A 15,791-nucleotide genomic window follows, 5' to 3' on the forward strand; every position below is an offset into this window, starting at 1 on the left:
TGGCTTATTCGCCCTTGTCGGCCTTCTCGGCCTTGGCAGCCTTCTGCGGCTTCTCTGGCGTGGCGCCAGCATCGGCGGCCAGCAGCGGGATGCCCAGCGACTCGCGCACCTTGTTCTCGATCTCGCGCGACAGCTCGGGGTTCTCGCGCAGGAACTCTCGGGCGTTGTCGCGGCCCTGGCCGATCTTCTCGCCGTTGTAGGCATACCAGGCGCCCGACTTGTCGACGATCTTGGCGGTCACGCCCATGTCGATGATCTCGCCTTCGCGGCTGATGCCTTCGCCGAACAGGATGTCGAACTCCGCCGTCTTGAACGGGGGCGAGACCTTGTTCTTCACCACCTTCACCTTGGTTTCGTTGCCGATGGCCTCGTCGCCCTTCTTGATGGTGCCGATGCGGCGGATGTCCAGGCGCACCGAGGCGTAGAACTTCAGCGCGTTGCCGCCGGTGGTGGTTTCGGGCGAGCCGAACATCACGCCGATCTTCATGCGGATCTGGTTGATGAAGATGACCATGCAGTTGGTCTTCTTGATCGTGGCCGTGAGCTTGCGCAGCGCCTGGCTCATCAGGCGGGCCTGCAGGCCGGGCAGCGAGTCGCCCATTTCGCCTTCGATTTCAGCCTTGGGCGTGAGCGCGGCGACCGAGTCGATGACGATCAGGTCGACGGCGCCGGAGCGCACCAGCGAGTCGACGATTTCAAGGGCCTGCTCGCCGGTGTCGGGCTGGCTGATCAGCAGGTCGGACAGGTTCACGCCGAGCTTCTGGGCGTACTGCACGTCGAGCGCGTGCTCGGCATCGACGAAGGCGCAGGTGCCGGCCTGCTTCTGCATGGCGGCAATGACCTGCAGCGTGAGCGTGGTCTTGCCCGACGATTCCGGGCCGTAGATTTCGATCACGCGGCCGCGCGGCAGGCCGCCGACGCCCAGCGCGATGTCCAGGCCCAGCGAGCCGGTGGAGACCACCTGGATGTCTTCGAGCGCCTCGCCTTCGCCGAGCCGCATGATCGTGCCCTTGCCGAACTGCTTTTCGATCTGGGCCAGCGCGGCTTGCAGCGCCTTGGCTTTTTCACTGTTGGCGACCGAGATGCTTGCGCCCTTGACGACTGCGTCCATGTGGAAATTCCTTGAAAATCAACGGTTTGTGTTGGGTTTCATCCGATCTGCTTTTAACTACAGGCTGGATGCTTGAACAGTAGTGTAGGGGCTGATGGGTTGGCGTAAACCCATTTTTTGGTCAGTTTGCTTTACCATTTGCCGCCATGGCTGAAGCCGCTTTCCCGACCGACCCCGATGCCTGGCGCCAGACCCACCTGGGCCGCCTGCTCGGCCACGCCATGCGCCGCTTCGACGAGCGCGTGCTGGAGTTGATGGCGCACGACGTCGACGTGCCGCTGGCGCTGTCGAACCTCGCGGCGCGCGCGCAGGTGAGCGCGGCGCACATCCACATCACGCGGCACCTGGCGCGTGAGGGCTCGCGCCTCACGGAGCTGGCCGAGCGCGCCGGCATGACCAAGCAGGCAATGGGGGCGCTGGTCGACCAGTGCGAGGCCTGGGGGCTGGTCACGCGCGGGCCCGATCCGCTCGACGCGCGGGCGCGGCGCGTGCTCTTCACCGCCGACGGGCTGGCCTGGCTAGACGCCTTCCGCAGCGCGGTGACGCAGGCCGAGAGCGAGTTCCGAAGCAGCGTCGGCGACGAGATCGCCACCGTGGTAACCATCGGACTGGAAGCCTACACAGCGGGCTAGACTCGCCCCAGAGACAAATGTGAACGGCGCCGTTTCGGCGCTCGAACAGGCCGGAGGTGACGCATGCGGATTCTGATTGCCGAAGACGACCAGGTGCTGGCCGATGCCCTGCTGCGCAGCCTGCGCACCTCGGGCGCGGCGGTCGACCACGTGGCGAACGGCTCGCAGGCCGACACCGCGCTCATGACCCATGACGAGTTCGACCTGCTGATCCTCGACCTCGGGCTGCCCAGCCTGCACGGCATCGAGATCCTCAAGCGCCTGCGCGCGCGCGGCTCGCAGCTGCCGGTGCTGGTGCTCACCGCGGCCGACAGCGTCGAGGAACGCGTCAAGGGCCTGGACCACGGCGCCGACGACTACATGGCCAAGCCCTTCAGCCTGCAGGAGCTCGAAGCGCGCGTGCGCGCCCTCACGCGGCGCGGCATGGGCACCACCAGCAACGCGATCCGCCACGGCCCGCTGGTGTACGACCAGGCCGGCCGCGTGGCCACCATCGACGGCAAGATGATCGAGCTGTCGGCGCGCGAACTGGGGCTGCTCGAAGTGCTGCTGCAGCGCGCCGGCCGGCTGGTGAGCAAGGACCAGCTGGTCGACCGCCTGTGCGAATGGGGCGAGGAGGTGAGCCTCAACGCCATCGAGGTCTACATCCACCGCCTGCGCAAGAAGATCGAGAAGGGGCCGGTGCGCATCGCGACGGTGCGCGGGCTGGGCTACTGCCTCGAAAAGATCCAGTGACGACGACGCGGCAGCCGCCACGCGCGGGCGGCGGCACGCCGGAGGACTCGGCGCGATGAAGCTCTTCCAGCGTGCGCAGCGCTCGCTTTTCGGCGAGATCCTCGACTGGATGCTCACGCCGCTGCTGCTGCTGGTGCCGGTGAGCATCGGCGTCACCTGGCTGGTGGCGCAGGGCATTGCCAACGCGCCCTTCGACCGCGCGCTCGAACACAACGTGAAGGCCCTGGCCGAACTGGTGACGGTGAAGGAAGGGCATACGCAGTTCGTGCTGTCGCAATCGGCGCGCGAGATCCTGCGGGCCGACGACGCCGGCCACGTGTACTACCAGCTGCTCGACGGCCACGACACGCTGCTGAGCGGCGAGCGCGACATTCCGATGCCCGGCCTCGACGAGCCGCTGCCGGCCGGCCAGGTGTTCCTGCACAACAGCGCCCTGCATGGCAAGGAAGTGCGCGTGGCCTCGATGTGGATCGCCAGCGGCACCGACGACGTGCCGCCCACGCTGCTGCAGCTGGCCGAGACGCGTGAGAAGCAGTCGGTGCTCGCGGCCGAGATCATCAAGGGCGTGCTGCTGCCGCAGTTCGCCATCCTGCCGCTGGCAGTGCTGCTGATCTGGCTGGCGCTGGTGCGCGGCATCAAGCCGCTGTCGGTGGTGGAGGCACGCATCCGCGAGCGGCGCCCGGGCGACCTGAGCCCGCTCGACGAATCGTCGGTGCCGCTGGAAGTGGTGCCGCTGGTGTCGTCGGTGAATGAACTGCTCGACAAGCTCAACGATTCGATCGGCACGCAGAAGCGCTTTCTGGCCGACGCGGCGCACCAGCTGAAGACGCCGCTCGCGGGCCTGCGCATGCAAGCCGACCTGGCGCAGCGCGAAGGCGCCAATGCCGACGAGCTCAAGCAATCGCTCAAGCAGATCGGCCGCGCGAGCAAGCGCGCCACGCACACGGTGAACCAGCTGCTGTCGCTGGCGCGCGCCGAAGGCAACAGCGCCAATGCGCACCACCAGCCCTGCGATCTGGCGAAGCTCACCATCGAGGTGGTGCGCGAGGCCGTGCCGCGCGCGATCGAGAAGCGCATCGACCTGGGCTACGACGGCGCGGAAGCCGGCGCACCGGGCGTAATGTTCGACGGCAACGCGACGCTGCTGAAAGAGCTGGTGCGCAACCTGGTCGACAACGCGATCAACTACACGCCCTCGACGCCGGAGCGCCCTGGCCTGATCACCGTGCGCGTGCTGGCCGACCCCTTCGGCCACGTGCTGCTGCTGCAGGTGGAGGACAACGGCCCCGGCATCGCCGAGGTCGACCGCGAGCTGGTGTTCGAGCCCTTCTACCGCGTGCTCGGCAACGAGGCCGACGGTTCGGGGCTGGGGCTGCCGATCGTGCTGGAGATCGCGAACCAGCATCGCGCGCAAGTGAAGCTGGAGGATGCGCATCCCGGCAAGCAGCCGCCGGGCGCGCTGTTCACAGTGCGCTTCGAGGGCGAAGCGGCACCTTGATTGACCAGGGAAGTCAGGGCGCAGGCGCGCCCGGCTTCGCTTCCTTGCGGATCTGCAGCCACTCGGGGTGGATCTGGCGCGACATGCGCTGCGGCTCTCGCTCGTTGAGCGCGGCCGGAGCCAGGCCGAAGCCGGCAAGATCGCCGCGCGCCCACAAGAAATAGCCGGCATTGGCCAGCAGCAGGACGATGAGGAGCAGGCGCAGCTTCATACGTGTCAGAGGGTCATGCCGCGAGGGCGCACGCTCACTTCGTCGCTGGAAATCAGCTGCAGGCCGGCGTCGGTGCGCACCTGCAGCTCGCCGCCCCAGGCCACGCCTTCGCACAGGCCGGCGGTGCCGTCGCTGAGCACCACTTCGCGGCCCCGCAGCACGTCGCGTGCTGCAAAGCGCTCGGCAAAGGACGCGAAGCCCCTGGCCTCGAATTCGAGCACGCTGCGCACCAACGGCTCGGCCAGTTCGCGCAGCACTTCGGGCGCATTGGCCTCGGGGTGCCACTGGCGCAGCCAGGCCGGCGGCGTACGCATGCCGTCGCCTTCGCGCGCGCCGATGTTGATACCGATGCCGATCACGAGATAGCGCGGCGCATCGGCGCGGCCGGCGGACGGCAGCGCGGTTTCGATGAGGATGCCGACCAGCTTGCAGTCGTTCACCCACACGTCGTTGGGCCACTTGAGGCCGACCTTGTGTGCGCCCGAGGGATCGAGGCTTTCGGCCACGCTGACACCAACGGCGAGCGACAGGCCCGACCAGTCGGCAGGCGCCAGAGGCAGGCCGAGCGAGAAGGTCAACGAGGCCGATTCTTCCTGCTGCGGCGCGCTCTGCCAGGGCCGCCCGAGACGGCCGCGCCCCGCGGTCTGGCGCTCGGCCACGAGCAGCACGGGCTCGATGCGGCCGGCGCGCGCGCGGCGCATCAGCTCGGTGTTGGTGGAATCGATTTCGGCCACGGCCTCGACCGCGAAGCCGGGCAGCAGCGGAGCGACCGACGCGGCGATCCGGTCTTCGAACCAGGCGGCCGAGGTGCTGCTGCTCATGGTCAGTCCTCGGCGGACTTTTCCTTCTTGGCGGATTTTTTCTCCGCCTTCTTTTCGGATTTCTTCTCGGCTTTTTTGTCGGCCTTCTTTTCCGCCTTCCTGGCTTCTTTCTTCTCGGCCTTTTTCTTTTCAGCCTTCTTCTTTTTCTTCTTTTTCTTCTTTTCGTCCTCATCGTCCTTGGGCGTCAGCAGCGTGCCGCGGCACTGCTCCGAGCCGCACCAGCAAGGAAATTCGGACAGAAGCTTCGGCGTGTACGGCTCATCGATGATCAGGCCGTAGTCGTAGTTGAGCTCTTCGCCGGCGGAGATGTTGCGCAGCGCCTTGATATAAACGCGCCCATCGACCTCGTCGGCTTCGCAGTTCGGCTCGCACGAGTGGTTGATCCAGCGGGCGGCGTTGCCCTTGACGTTGCCGTCGATCACACGCCCGTCGTCGATGTGAAAGTAGAAGGTGTGATTCGGCTGGGCCGGGTCATGCGGATGGCGGCGCAGCGCCTCCTTCCAGTTGATGACTTCGCCCTTGTATTCGATCAGCGTTTCGCCCTCGGCCAGGTCCTGCACGGCGAACACGCCGTTGCCATGGACATTCGAGCGCCGCGTCTGGATTCGGCGACCGGCGGAAAGTGGGGATTTGGAAGGCATCGCCGAAGTCTGTTAGTTTGAATATGCACACATGCGCGTGTGCGCGTGCGCACGCGGGAAGCCGCAGAGTATAGAGAGCCCTTAGATGACAAAGACTTTGGTAATCGCAGAAAAGCCGTCGGTGGCACAGGACATCGTCCGTGCCCTCACGCCGGTTGCAGGGAAATTCGACAAACATGACGAGCATTTCGAGAACGACACCTATGTCGTGACCAGCGCTGTCGGTCACCTGGTCGAAATCCAGGCGCCCGAGGAGTTCGACGTCAAGCGAGGCAAATGGAGCTTTGCCAACCTGCCGGTGATCCCGCCTCATTTCGACCTCAAGCCGGTCGACAAGACGAAGACGCGCCTGAACGCCGTGGTCAAGCAGGCCAAGCGCAAGGACGTGACGCAGCTCATCAATGCCTGCGACGCCGGGCGCGAGGGCGAGCTGATCTTCCGCCTGATCGAGCAATACGCCGGCGGCAAGGCGGGCCTTCACAAGCCGGTCAAGCGCCTGTGGCTGCAGTCGATGACGCCGCAGGCCATTCGCGACGGCTTCGACGCGCTGCGCACCGAAAAGCAGATGCAGGGCCTGGCCGACGCTGCGCGCTCGCGTTCGGAGGCCGACTGGCTGGTGGGCATCAACGGCACGCGCGCCATGACCGCGTTCAATTCGCGCGACGGCGGCTTCTTCCTCACGACCGTGGGCCGCGTGCAGACGCCGACTCTCTCCGTCGTTGTGGAGCGCGAGGAGCAGATCCGCAAGTTCGTCTCGCGCGACTACTGGGAAATCCACGGCAGCTTCGCGGCCGAGGCCGGCGAGTACCCGGGAAAGTGGTTCAACCCCGACTGGAAGAAGGCCAACGCGCCGCTCCTGGCCAACGGCGAGCCCGACTCCGAACAGCGCGCCGACCGCGTGTGGAACGAGCAGGAAGCCCGCGCCATCGCCGACGCCTCGCGCGGCAAGCCCGCCACGGTGACGGAAGAGAGCAAGCCCACCACGCAGGCCTCGCCCGCGCTGTTCGACCTGACCTCGCTGCAGCGCGAGGCCAACGGCCGCTTCGGCTTCAGCGCCAAGACCACGCTGGCGCTGGCACAGAGCCTCTACGAACGCCACAAGGCACTGACCTACCCGCGTACCGATTCGCGCGCGCTGCCCGAAGACTATCTGCCGGTGGTCAAGCAGACCATGGGCATGCTCGCGACGAGCGGCATGAAGCACCTGGCGCCGTTCGCGCAGCAGGCGGTCGATGGCAACTACGTCAAGCCCAACAAGCGCATCTTCGACAACGCCAAGGTGTCGGATCACTTCGCCATCATCCCGACGCTGCAGGCGCCCAGCGGCCTGAGCGATGCCGAGCAGAAGCTCTATGACTTCGTGGTGCGCCGCTTCATGTCGGTGTTCTTCCCGAGCGCCGAGCACCAGGTGACCACGCGCATCAGCACGGTGGAGCAGGGCGGCAAGAAGTATCCCTTCCGCACCGACGGCAAGGTGCTGGTGAAGCCGGGCTGGCTCGCCATCTACGGCAAGGAAGCACAGGACGACGAAAAGGAAGACGACAAGGACGGCAAGCGCCTCGTGCCGGTGAAGCCGGGCGAGATCGTGAACACCGAGTCGGCCGACATCAAGAGCCTGAAGACGCGCCCGCCGGCGCGCTACTCGGAAGCGACGCTGCTCGGCGCGATGGAAGGCGCGGGCAAGACCATCGACGACGACGAGCTGCGCGAGGCCATGCAGGAAAAGGGCCTCGGCACGCCAGCCACGCGCGCGGCCACCATCGAAGGCCTGATCACCGAGAAGTACATGCTGCGCGAAGGCCGCGAGCTGATCCCGACGGCCAAGGCCTTCCAGCTCATGACGCTGCTGCGCGGCCTGGGCGTGGAAGAACTCTCCAAGGCCGAGCTGACCGGCGAGTGGGAATACAAGCTCGCGCAGATGGAGAAGGGCGCGCTCAGCCGCGACGCCTTCATGCGCGAGATCGCGGCGATGACCGAGCACATCGTCAAGAAGGCCAAGGAATACGATCGCGACACCGTGCCGGGCGACTACGCGACCCTGCAGACACCGTGCCCCAACTGCGGCGGCATCGTGCGCGAAAACTACCGCCGCTACGCCTGCACCGGCAAGAGCGGCACCGGCGAGGACGCCTGCGGTTTCTCGTTCGGCAAGTCGCCGGCCGGGCGCACCTTCGAGGTGGCCGAGGCCGAGGCGCTGCTGCGCGACAAGCACATCGGCCCGCTGGAAGGCTTCCGCTCCAAGGCCGGCTGGCCCTTCACCTCCGAGATCGTCATCAAGTTCGACGAGGAAGCAAAGAACTGGAAGCTGGAGTTCGACTTCGGCGACGACAAGAACGAAGACAGCGGCGAGATCGTCGACTTCAGCGAGCAGGACACCGTGGGCCCATGCCCGGTCTGCGGTGCGCCGGTGTTCGAGCACGGCAGCAACTACGTCTGCGAGAAGTCGGTGCCGACCAATGCACAGCCCACGCCGAGCTGCACCTTCAAGACCGGCAAGATCATCCTGCAGCAGCCGGTGGAACGCGCGCAGATGGAAAAGCTGCTCGCCACCGGCAAGACCGACCTGCTCGACAAGTTCGTGAGCATGCGCACGCGCCGCGCCTTCAAGGCCTTCCTGACGTGGAACGCCGAAGAGGGCAAGGTGACCTTCGAGTTCGCGCCGCGCGAAGGCGGCAGCAAGTTCCCGCCGCGCAAGACCTTCGGCAAGGCCGCGCCCGCGGGCAAGACGGCTGCGGCCAAGAAGGTTGCTGCGAAGAAGACGCCCGCCGCCAAGAAGGCACCGGCAGCGAAGAAGGCCGCGGCACCGCGCAAGCCCGGCGCGGGCCTGAAGCCCAGCGATTCGCTGGCCGCGGTGATCGGCGCCGAACCGGTGGCGCGCACCGAGGTCATCAAGAAGCTGTGGGACTACATCAAGGCCAACGGCCTGCAGGACGCGGCCAACAAGCGCGCGATCAATGCCGATGCCAAGCTCAAGCCGGTGTTCGGCAAGGACCAAGTGACGATGTTCGAACTCGCGGGCATCGTGGGCAAGCACCTCTCGGCGCCCTGAGCCATGCGGCGCAGACACTTCAGCGCAAGCGTTGTTGCGATGGCCGTCGCGCTGCTGGGCGGCGCGGGCCTGGCCCACGCCGCCGCGTGGCCTGACAAGCCGGTCAAGCTGGTCGTGCCCTTTCCGCCGGGGCAGGCCACCGACATCTTCGCCCGCGCGCTTGCCGAGCAGCTCGGCAAGCGGCTGGGCCAGCCGGTGATCATCGACAACAAGGCCGGTGCCGGCAGCAACATCGGCACCGAGTTTGTGGTGCGCTCGCAGCCCGACGGCTACACGCTGGTGGTGGCCGGCAGCGCGATGGCTGTGAACCAGACGCTCTATGCCAAGCCGGGCTTCGACCCGCGCAAGGACCTGACGGGCATCTCGCTGATCGCGAAGGTGCCGCTGGTGTTTCTTGCAACGCCAGAGAGCGGCATCCGCACGCTGGCCGAACTCACGGCACGCGCCAAGGCAGAGCCCGGCCGGCTGAGCTACGCGAGCGCCGGCATCGGCGGCACGCAGCATCTGTCGGGCGAGATGTACAAGTCTGCGGCGCATGTGTTCATCACGCACATTCCGTACCGGGGGAGCGGGCCGGCGCAGTCGGACTTCCTGGGCAACCAGATTCCGCTGATGGTCGACTCGGTGACGGCCGCGCTGCCGCACATCAAGTCGGGCAGGGCGGTGGCGCTGGCCGTCACCTCGGCCACGCGCTCGTCGCAGCTGCCCGACGTGCCCACCGTGCGCGAAAGCGGCGTGGCAGGCACCAAGAACTTCGAGGCCGTGGGCTGGCTCGGCCTGATGGCGCCGCGCGGCACGCCGGCCGACATCGTCGAGCGGCTCAATCGTGAAGTGACGGACATCCTGAAGAGCGAGCAGATGGCGCGCTTCATCCGCGAGCGCGGCTCCGAGCCCGCCCCCACGACGCCGGCCGAGTTCGACCGCTTCGTGGCGAGCGAGATCGGGGTGTGGGGCGCGGCGGTGAAGGCCTCGGGCGCGAAGCCCGAGTAAGCAGGCATTAAGCAGGCATCAAGCAGGCGCCTGCGCCTCTTTGCCGCGATCCACCTCCGCGAGCAGCCAGCTGCGGAAATGATCGAGCGTGGCCAGCTGGCCGCGCCCTTCCGGGTAGCAGAACCAGTAGCCCTCGTTGCCGCGGTAGCCGCCGCCGGGCAAGGGCTCGTCCACAAGCCCGGAAGCGATTTCGTCCTGCACCAGGCAGCGCGGCACCAGCGCCACGCCCATGCCGACCATCACTGCGCGGATCATGGTCTGGAACTGGTCGAACTGCGGCCCCGCCAGCGGGTCGAGCCCGCGCACGCCATGCGCCTCGCTCCACTGCAGCCACGACTGCGGCACGCTCACGTGGCGAAGCAGCGTGCAGCGCGCCACGTCCTGCGGCGTGCGGATGGCCACCTCGGCCTGCGCGGCGCGCGGGGCGATCAGCGCCACGTCCTGCCCGGCGAGGTAGTGCGAGCGGGCGCCGGGCCAGTGGCCGTCGCCGAAAAGAATGGCGCAGTCGAGCTCGGGCCGCTCGAAGTCATAGCCATGCACGAAGGGCACGAAATGCAGCGTGATCTGCGGATGCGCGCGCTGAAAGTCGGGCAGCCGCGGAATCAGCCACTTGGCGCCGAAGGTGGGCAGGGCGGACAGGTGCAGCGCGCCGCCGCCGTCGCCGCTGGTAATGAGCTCCAGCGTGGCCGCCTCCAGCTGCGCGAGCGTGGCGCGCACCGCCTTCTCGTAGCGCTCGCCGGCCGGCGTGAGCGCCAGGCGCTTGCGGCTGCGCTCGAACAGCGGCGCGCCGATCCAGCGTTCGAGCTCCTGCACCTGCTTGCTGACCGCGCCCTGCGTGAGGTGCAGCGCCTCGGCCGCGCGCGAGACACCGCCGAAGCGAACGACGGTCGAGAAGGCGCGCAGCAGGTTCAGGGGCGGGTTGAGACGGCGCAGTGACATGGGCGGAGTGACATGGCGGGATGCCCATTAAAACATTCCAGATCGGAATGTTAGCTGGTCTATCCTTTGCTTCAGGTAATGCAGCGAATCGCTCCATCACTCTCTGTTTCATTGGAAGAAACCCATGCTACGTCGTCACTTCATTTCCACCCTGGCCGCTGCTTCCATCGTGCCAGGAATATCCTTCGCCCAGGGCAAGCCGATTCGCCTCGTCGTGCCGTTCCCGCCCGGCGGCGCCACCGACATCACGGCGCGCGTGCTCGGCGAGCCCCTCGGCAAGATCCTCCAGCAGCCCGTGGTGATCGACAACCGCGCCGGTGCGGGCGGCTCCATCGGCATGGCCGAACTGGCACGCGCCACGCCCGACGGCCTGACCTTCGGCGTGGCCACGCTGTCCACCCACGGCGTGAACCCGGCCGTGTACCAGAAGCTGCCCTACGACCCGATCAAGGGTTTCGTCGCCGTGACCGAGCTGGTGAAGGCGCCGGGCGTGATCGTCATCAACCCGTCCGTGCTGCCGGTCGGCAGCTTCGCGGAGCTGGTGAAGTACCTGAAGGCCAACCCCGGCAAGGTGTCGTACGCCACGCCGGGCAACGGCACCATCGGCCACATGTGGGGCGAGCTGTTCAAGAGCAGCACCGGAACCTCGATGGTGCACATCCCCTACCGCGGTGCGGGCCCGGCCATCAACGACGTGCTGGCGGGCCAGGTGCCGGTGTACTTCGACCAGGTGGCCTCGTCGCTGCCGCATGTGAAGTCGGGCAAGCTGAAGGCGCTGGCCGTGTCCTGGAGCGGCCGGCTCGACGTGCTGCCCGAGGTGCCGACGTATGGCGAGCTGGGCTATCCGGTCAACAACGATCCTTCGTGGTTCGGCATGGTCGCACCCGCCGGCACGCCGGCCGAGATCGCGCTGCGCATGCAGCAGGCCGTGGCCACTGCGCTGAAGGACCACGCGGTGCGCGAGCGCCTTGCGCTGCAGGGGCTGTATGCCTCGGGCACCACGCCTGCCGAGTTCACGAAGCAGATCGCGGGTGAGATCGAGAAGATGAAGAAGGTGGCCGAATTCGCCCGCATCCGATTGGACTGACCGACACCTGCCTATGCATCCTGTTCTGAAACTGATCCAAACCCGCGCCCAGGTGACGAGCGTCGCCGGGCATACCCCGCTGGTGCTCGACTCCCCGCACAGCGGCACCGTCTACCCAGAAGACTTCCGCACGGTGCGCGAGCTGGCCACCCTGCGCCGCGCCGAGGACACGCACGTCGAGAAGCTCTACGCCTTCGCGCCCGCCATGGGCGCGGCCTGGATCGAGGCGCACTTTCCGCGCAGCTATCTCGACGCCAACCGCGACACGACCGAGATCGACACCACGATGCTCGACGGCTCCTGGACCGATCCGGTTTCCACCGACCCGCGCGTGCTGTCGAAGGTGCGCCTGGGCAAGGGCCTGATCTGGAAGCTCACCGACGAAGGCCTGCCTATCTACGACCGCCAGCTCCCGGTGGACGAGGTGCGCCAGCGCATCGACACCTGCTGGCGGCCGTACCACGCGGCGGTGGCGCAGGCTGTAGCCGAGGCGCATGCGCGTCACGGCTACAGCATCCACATCAACTGCCACTCGATGCCGGCCATCGCGGCCAGCCATGCGACGGACTTTCCGGGCCTGGCGCATGCCGACTTCGTGATCGGCGACCGCGACGGCAGCACGGCCGACCCGGCGCTGTCGCAAAAGATCTGCGAGCACCTGCGCGCCTTCGGCTACAGCGTGGACTACAACCACCCGTACAAGGGCGTGGAACTGGTGCGCCGGCACGGCAAGCCTGCCGAACACCGGCACAGCATCCAGGTCGAGATCAACCGCAAGCTGTACATGGACGAGGCCACGCTGGCGCTCGACGAGGCCGGAGCGGCGCGGCTGCAGGGCCATCTGCGCTCGATGGTCGAGATGCTGCTGGCCACGGACCCGCGCTGATCCTTTGCAGCTCGATCAGGCGCCGGCAGGCGTGAAGTCGGTCGACACCGACAGCGCCTCCCACGCCTTGATCTCCTCCTGCAGCGCGCCGAGCTTCTCGCGCACCACTTTCACCGCGTCGGGGCCGAGCAGCAGGTGGGCCGGCGGGTTCGCGGCCTCGGTGATCTGGATCATGGCGCGCGCCGCCTTCACAGGATCACCGTCCTGCTTGCCGCTGCGCGCCAGCCGCCGCTCGCGCACCGGGCCCATCACCGGCGCGTAGTCGGCAATGGTCTGCGGTGCGCGCACCATCGAGCGGCCCGCCCAGTCGGTGCGGAAGCCGCCGGGCTCCACGGCAGTCACGTGGATGCCGAAGCTCGCCACCTCCTTGCCCAGCGTCTCCGAGATGCCCTCGAGCGCGAACTTGCTGCCGTGGTAGTAGCCCAGCCCCGGAAAGGTCACGATGCCGCCCATCGACGTGATGTTGAGGATGTGGCCGCGCCGGCGCGCCCGCATGAAGGGCAGCACCGCCTTGGCGACGGCCACGGCGCCGAACACGTTCACCTCGAACTGCTGGCGCAGCTCGTCGAGCGACGATTCCTCGACCGTGCCTTCGTGGCCATAGCCGGCGTTGTTGACCAGCACGTCGATCGGGCCGACCGAGGCCTCGACCTCGGCCACCACGCGGGCCACTTCGGCGCCCTGCGTCACGTCGAGCAGGCGGCCGAAGGAGCGGCCGGGCTGCAGCGCATCGAACTCGGCGCGCGCGGCCTCGTTGCGCAGCGTGCCGACCACGCGGTGGCCGGCGGCCAGCGCCTCCTGCGCCAGCGCGCGGCCGAAGCCGCTGCTGACGCCGGTGATGAACCAGGTCCTGGGAGAAGAAGAAACCGTCATGGCGATGTCCTTGAAGGGTGGATGGAAGAACCGATGGCCTGACTGTGCGCGCGCCGCATCGCTTTGATAATCCACCCAATCGACGAAGCACCTTGAAGGTTTTCTTCAAGATCAACCGGATTCCACCCATGCGCCAGGACCAGCTCGACGGACTCGTCACCTTCGTAGCCGTGGCCGAAACACGCGGCTTTTCGGCCGCGGCTGTGCGGCTGGGCGTCTCGCCCTCGGCCGTGAGCCAGGCGGTGCGGCTGCTCGAAAAGCGCGTGGGCGTGCCGCTGTTCAACCGCACCACGCGCAGCGTGAATCTCACCGAAGCCGGCGCGCGCTTTCTGGAGCGCATCCGCCCGGCGGTGCAGGAGCTGGCCTCGGCCTCCGACGAGCTGAGCGACAGCGCCGAGCGGCCCGCGGGCCTGCTGCGGCTCACGGTGCCTCGCGCGGCCTACCTGTTCGTGCTGCAGCCGGCGCTCGGGGGCTTCCTGCGGGCCTATCCGCAGATCGACGTGGAGGTGTCGATCGACAGCGCGCTGGTCGACATCGTGGGCCGGGGCTTCGACGCCGGCATCCGCTTCGGCGGCATGGTCGAGCGCGACATGGTGGCGGTGAAGGTCGGCGGGCCGCTGGCCAACAGCATCGTCGCCGCGCCGCGCTACCTGGCCGAACGCGGCACGCCGGTGCACCCGCGCGAACTGCTGGCGCACGACTGCATCGGCTTTCGCTTCGAGAGCTCGGGCCTGCTGGAGCGGTGGGAGTTCGAGAAAGACGGCGAGGCCATGACACTCGCGGTGAGCGGCCGCCTCGTGATGAACGACGTGGCCGTGATGCTCGACGCGGCGGTCGAAGGCATCGGCATCGCCAACCTGATCAGCAGCTACACCGAGCGCCACGTCGCCGACGGCCGGCTGGTGCAGCTGCTGGCCGACTGGACCACGCCGCTGCCCGACCTGACGCTGTACTACCCCGACCGAAGGCGCGTGCCGCCCAAGCTGCGCGCGCTGATCGACTGGCTGCGCGAAACAACCTTGTCGGCGCCGGGTGTGTTGTTACAGGGCGAGCGGGCCGGCGGCCTATAGTGGGCCGGCAACAACCGTCAACCAAACCATCTCTTGGAGTTTCCAGTGAAGCCAATCATTGCTGCTGTGTTCACGATCGCAATGGGCGTGCTGGTGTCGGGCTGCGCAGGCACGGGTCCGGCCCCGGCCAGCAGCGGCGCCAATACATCGGGCGCGACCGGCGGCAGCGGCGTCACGGTGTTCGGCACCATCGACGCCAGCGTCAGCGGCACGACGAACAAGTCGTCGCGCTGATCAGTGCGCGCCGCCTAGCGTCGCAGCAGCGCCTGGCGCAGCACGCGCGCAGCGCGGTCGCGGATCTTGCCGGAGCTGGAGCGCGGCGGCACCTTCGGCGCGACCTTCGCGGTGGCGCAGGCCCACAGGAAGTCATGCAGGATCGGCGTGTCGTCGACCGTCTCTGTGCTGCCGTACTTGTGGAATTCGGGGTGCCACTGGGTCGCGGCGATGTAGCTGCGGCCCTTGTCGGGGCGGCGGCGGATGGCCTCGGGCACGCGGTCGGGCAGGCTCCAGGCCTCGATCTCGAAACCGGGCGCAAGGCCCTTGATGCCCTGGTGGTGGATGCTGTTGACGCGCGCCTTCTCCACCTGCGGATAGAGCTTCGACAGCCGCGTACCTTGAACCAGTTCGATCTCGTGGAAGTTCTGGTCGTAGGTCACCGGGTCGCGGTGGCGCAGGCCGCCCTCGTGCTGGGCCTCGATGTCCTGGTAGAGCGTGCCGCCAAAGGCCACGTTGATGAGCTGCAGCCCGCGGCACACGCCGAAGATGGGCTTGCCGGCCTGCTCGAAGGCTTCGACCAGCGCGAGGTCGTAGAGGTCGCGGATCTGGTCGCCGATCCACGCGTCCTTCAGCGGCACCTCGCCGTAGCTGCCGGGCCAGACGTCGGCGCCGCCGTGCATGACCACGCCATCGAGCCATTCGGCGTAGTGCGACAGCTTGGTGTCGCCGCGCGCGGTTTCGCCGGTGGGGCAGGGCACCATCACGACCATGGCGCCGGCGGACATGAGCCAGTGCGCGATCGATTGCTCGACGTACTGCAGCGTCTTGTTGGTGAAGAGCGAACGGGCCGGGTCGGCATGCGAGAAGCAGGCGGACAGGCCGATCTTGAGCCGAGCGGAAACAGGTTGTGTCATCGCGGGACTGTCGTCGGTGGGAACCGGGCGATTGATGCGAAAAGGAAAGTCCATTTTGGCTCGTTGGCCTCTCGCACGGGGTCGGACGACACGCCAAGTATGCTTTCAACGCTGCCCC

The 15,791-nt window shown here is 67.5% G+C and carries 16 protein-coding genes; 9 read left to right on the forward strand and 7 right to left on the reverse strand.

Annotation, left to right across the window (positions count from 1 at the left end; all coding sequences use genetic code 11):
- Positions 1–4 precede the first annotated feature (4 nt).
- Positions 5–1,111 (reverse strand): recombinase RecA, encoded by a 1,107-nt coding sequence (gene recA / locus ACN9MV_RS32320; RefSeq protein WP_093055204.1) that lies wholly within the window; start codon positions 1,109–1,111, stop codon positions 5–7.
- A 146-nt stretch (positions 1,112–1,257) separates the two neighbouring features.
- Between recA and ACN9MV_RS32325 the strand changes: the two genes are divergently transcribed.
- The 3 genes from ACN9MV_RS32325 (at position 1,258) to ACN9MV_RS32335 (ending at position 3,976) form a co-directional block, all read left to right on the forward strand.
- Positions 1,258–1,743: a MarR family winged helix-turn-helix transcriptional regulator gene (locus tag ACN9MV_RS32325; protein ID WP_093055202.1), complete on the forward strand. Its 486-nt coding sequence runs from the start codon at positions 1,258–1,260 to the stop codon at positions 1,741–1,743.
- A 63-nt stretch (positions 1,744–1,806) separates the two neighbouring features.
- On the forward strand, positions 1,807–2,478 hold the full coding sequence (locus ACN9MV_RS32330) for a response regulator transcription factor (RefSeq protein ID WP_093055200.1): 672 nt from the start codon (positions 1,807–1,809) through the stop codon (positions 2,476–2,478).
- A 55-nt stretch (positions 2,479–2,533) separates the two neighbouring features.
- Complete coding sequence (locus ACN9MV_RS32335; protein WP_093055198.1) at positions 2,534–3,976, forward strand: sensor histidine kinase; 1,443 nt, start codon at positions 2,534–2,536, stop codon at positions 3,974–3,976.
- Between the two features lie 13 nt (positions 3,977–3,989).
- On the opposite strand, the gene ACN9MV_RS32340 is transcribed toward ACN9MV_RS32335, so the two are convergent.
- The 3 genes from ACN9MV_RS32340 to ACN9MV_RS32350 are packed head-to-tail and all read right to left on the reverse strand — an operon-like array spanning position 3,990 to position 5,649.
- Positions 3,990–4,187 (reverse strand): sporulation protein, encoded by a 198-nt coding sequence (locus ACN9MV_RS32340; RefSeq protein ID WP_093055196.1) that lies wholly within the window; start codon positions 4,185–4,187, stop codon positions 3,990–3,992.
- A gap of 5 nt (positions 4,188–4,192) precedes the next feature.
- Complete coding sequence (locus ACN9MV_RS32345) at positions 4,193–5,008, reverse strand: biotin--[acetyl-CoA-carboxylase] ligase (RefSeq protein ID WP_354336586.1); 816 nt, start codon at positions 5,006–5,008, stop codon at positions 4,193–4,195.
- 2 nt (positions 5,009–5,010) lie between these two features.
- Positions 5,011–5,649: an SET domain-containing protein gene (locus ACN9MV_RS32350; protein ID WP_093055192.1), complete on the reverse strand. Its 639-nt coding sequence runs from the start codon at positions 5,647–5,649 to the stop codon at positions 5,011–5,013.
- An 85-nt stretch (positions 5,650–5,734) separates the two neighbouring features.
- Between ACN9MV_RS32350 and ACN9MV_RS32355 the strand changes: the two genes are divergently transcribed.
- Both ACN9MV_RS32355 and ACN9MV_RS32360 read left to right on the forward strand, forming a co-directional pair.
- Positions 5,735–8,698: a DNA topoisomerase III gene (locus ACN9MV_RS32355; RefSeq protein ID WP_426390877.1), complete on the forward strand. Its 2,964-nt coding sequence runs from the start codon at positions 5,735–5,737 to the stop codon at positions 8,696–8,698.
- 3 nt (positions 8,699–8,701) lie between these two features.
- Positions 8,702–9,688: a tripartite tricarboxylate transporter substrate binding protein gene (locus tag ACN9MV_RS32360; RefSeq protein ID WP_093055188.1), complete on the forward strand. Its 987-nt coding sequence runs from the start codon at positions 8,702–8,704 to the stop codon at positions 9,686–9,688.
- Between the two features lie 18 nt (positions 9,689–9,706).
- On the opposite strand, the gene ACN9MV_RS32365 is transcribed toward ACN9MV_RS32360, so the two are convergent.
- The gene (locus ACN9MV_RS32365) at positions 9,707–10,627 is read right to left on the reverse strand and encodes a LysR substrate-binding domain-containing protein (protein ID WP_093055186.1); all 921 of its coding nucleotides are present in this window, start codon (positions 10,625–10,627) and stop codon (positions 9,707–9,709) included.
- 124 nt (positions 10,628–10,751) lie between these two features.
- On the opposite strand from ACN9MV_RS32365, the gene ACN9MV_RS32370 reads away from it, so the two are divergent.
- Positions 10,752–11,714 carry a tripartite tricarboxylate transporter substrate binding protein BugE gene (locus tag ACN9MV_RS32370; RefSeq protein ID WP_426390878.1) on the forward strand — a complete coding sequence of 321 codons (963 nt, stop codon included), beginning with the start codon at positions 10,752–10,754 and terminating at the stop codon, positions 11,712–11,714.
- Positions 11,715–11,727: 13 nt separating this feature from the next.
- Positions 11,728–12,600: an N-formylglutamate amidohydrolase gene (locus tag ACN9MV_RS32375; protein ID WP_354336579.1), complete on the forward strand. Its 873-nt coding sequence runs from the start codon at positions 11,728–11,730 to the stop codon at positions 12,598–12,600.
- A gap of 15 nt (positions 12,601–12,615) precedes the next feature.
- On the opposite strand, the gene ACN9MV_RS32380 is transcribed toward ACN9MV_RS32375, so the two are convergent.
- Positions 12,616–13,473, reverse strand: a complete 858-nt coding sequence (locus ACN9MV_RS32380) for an oxidoreductase (protein ID WP_426390879.1) — start codon at positions 13,471–13,473, stop codon at positions 12,616–12,618.
- A gap of 92 nt (positions 13,474–13,565) precedes the next feature.
- On the opposite strand from ACN9MV_RS32380, the gene ACN9MV_RS32385 reads away from it, so the two are divergent.
- The gene (locus ACN9MV_RS32385) at positions 13,566–14,543 is read left to right on the forward strand and encodes a LysR family transcriptional regulator (protein ID WP_426390880.1); all 978 of its coding nucleotides are present in this window, start codon (positions 13,566–13,568) and stop codon (positions 14,541–14,543) included.
- Positions 14,544–14,588: 45 nt separating this feature from the next.
- On the forward strand, positions 14,589–14,777 hold the full coding sequence (locus tag ACN9MV_RS32390) for a hypothetical protein (RefSeq protein WP_426390881.1): 189 nt from the start codon (positions 14,589–14,591) through the stop codon (positions 14,775–14,777).
- Between the two features lie 14 nt (positions 14,778–14,791).
- Here the strand turns inward: ACN9MV_RS32390 and ACN9MV_RS32395 are convergent, their stop codons facing one another.
- Positions 14,792–15,673: a gamma-glutamyl-gamma-aminobutyrate hydrolase family protein gene (locus ACN9MV_RS32395; protein WP_093055178.1), complete on the reverse strand. Its 882-nt coding sequence runs from the start codon at positions 15,671–15,673 to the stop codon at positions 14,792–14,794.
- Positions 15,674–15,791 lie beyond the last annotated feature (118 nt).

The organism is Variovorax sp. R-27, assembly GCF_049913215.1.
Classification (GTDB): domain Bacteria; phylum Pseudomonadota; class Gammaproteobacteria; order Burkholderiales; family Burkholderiaceae_C; genus Variovorax.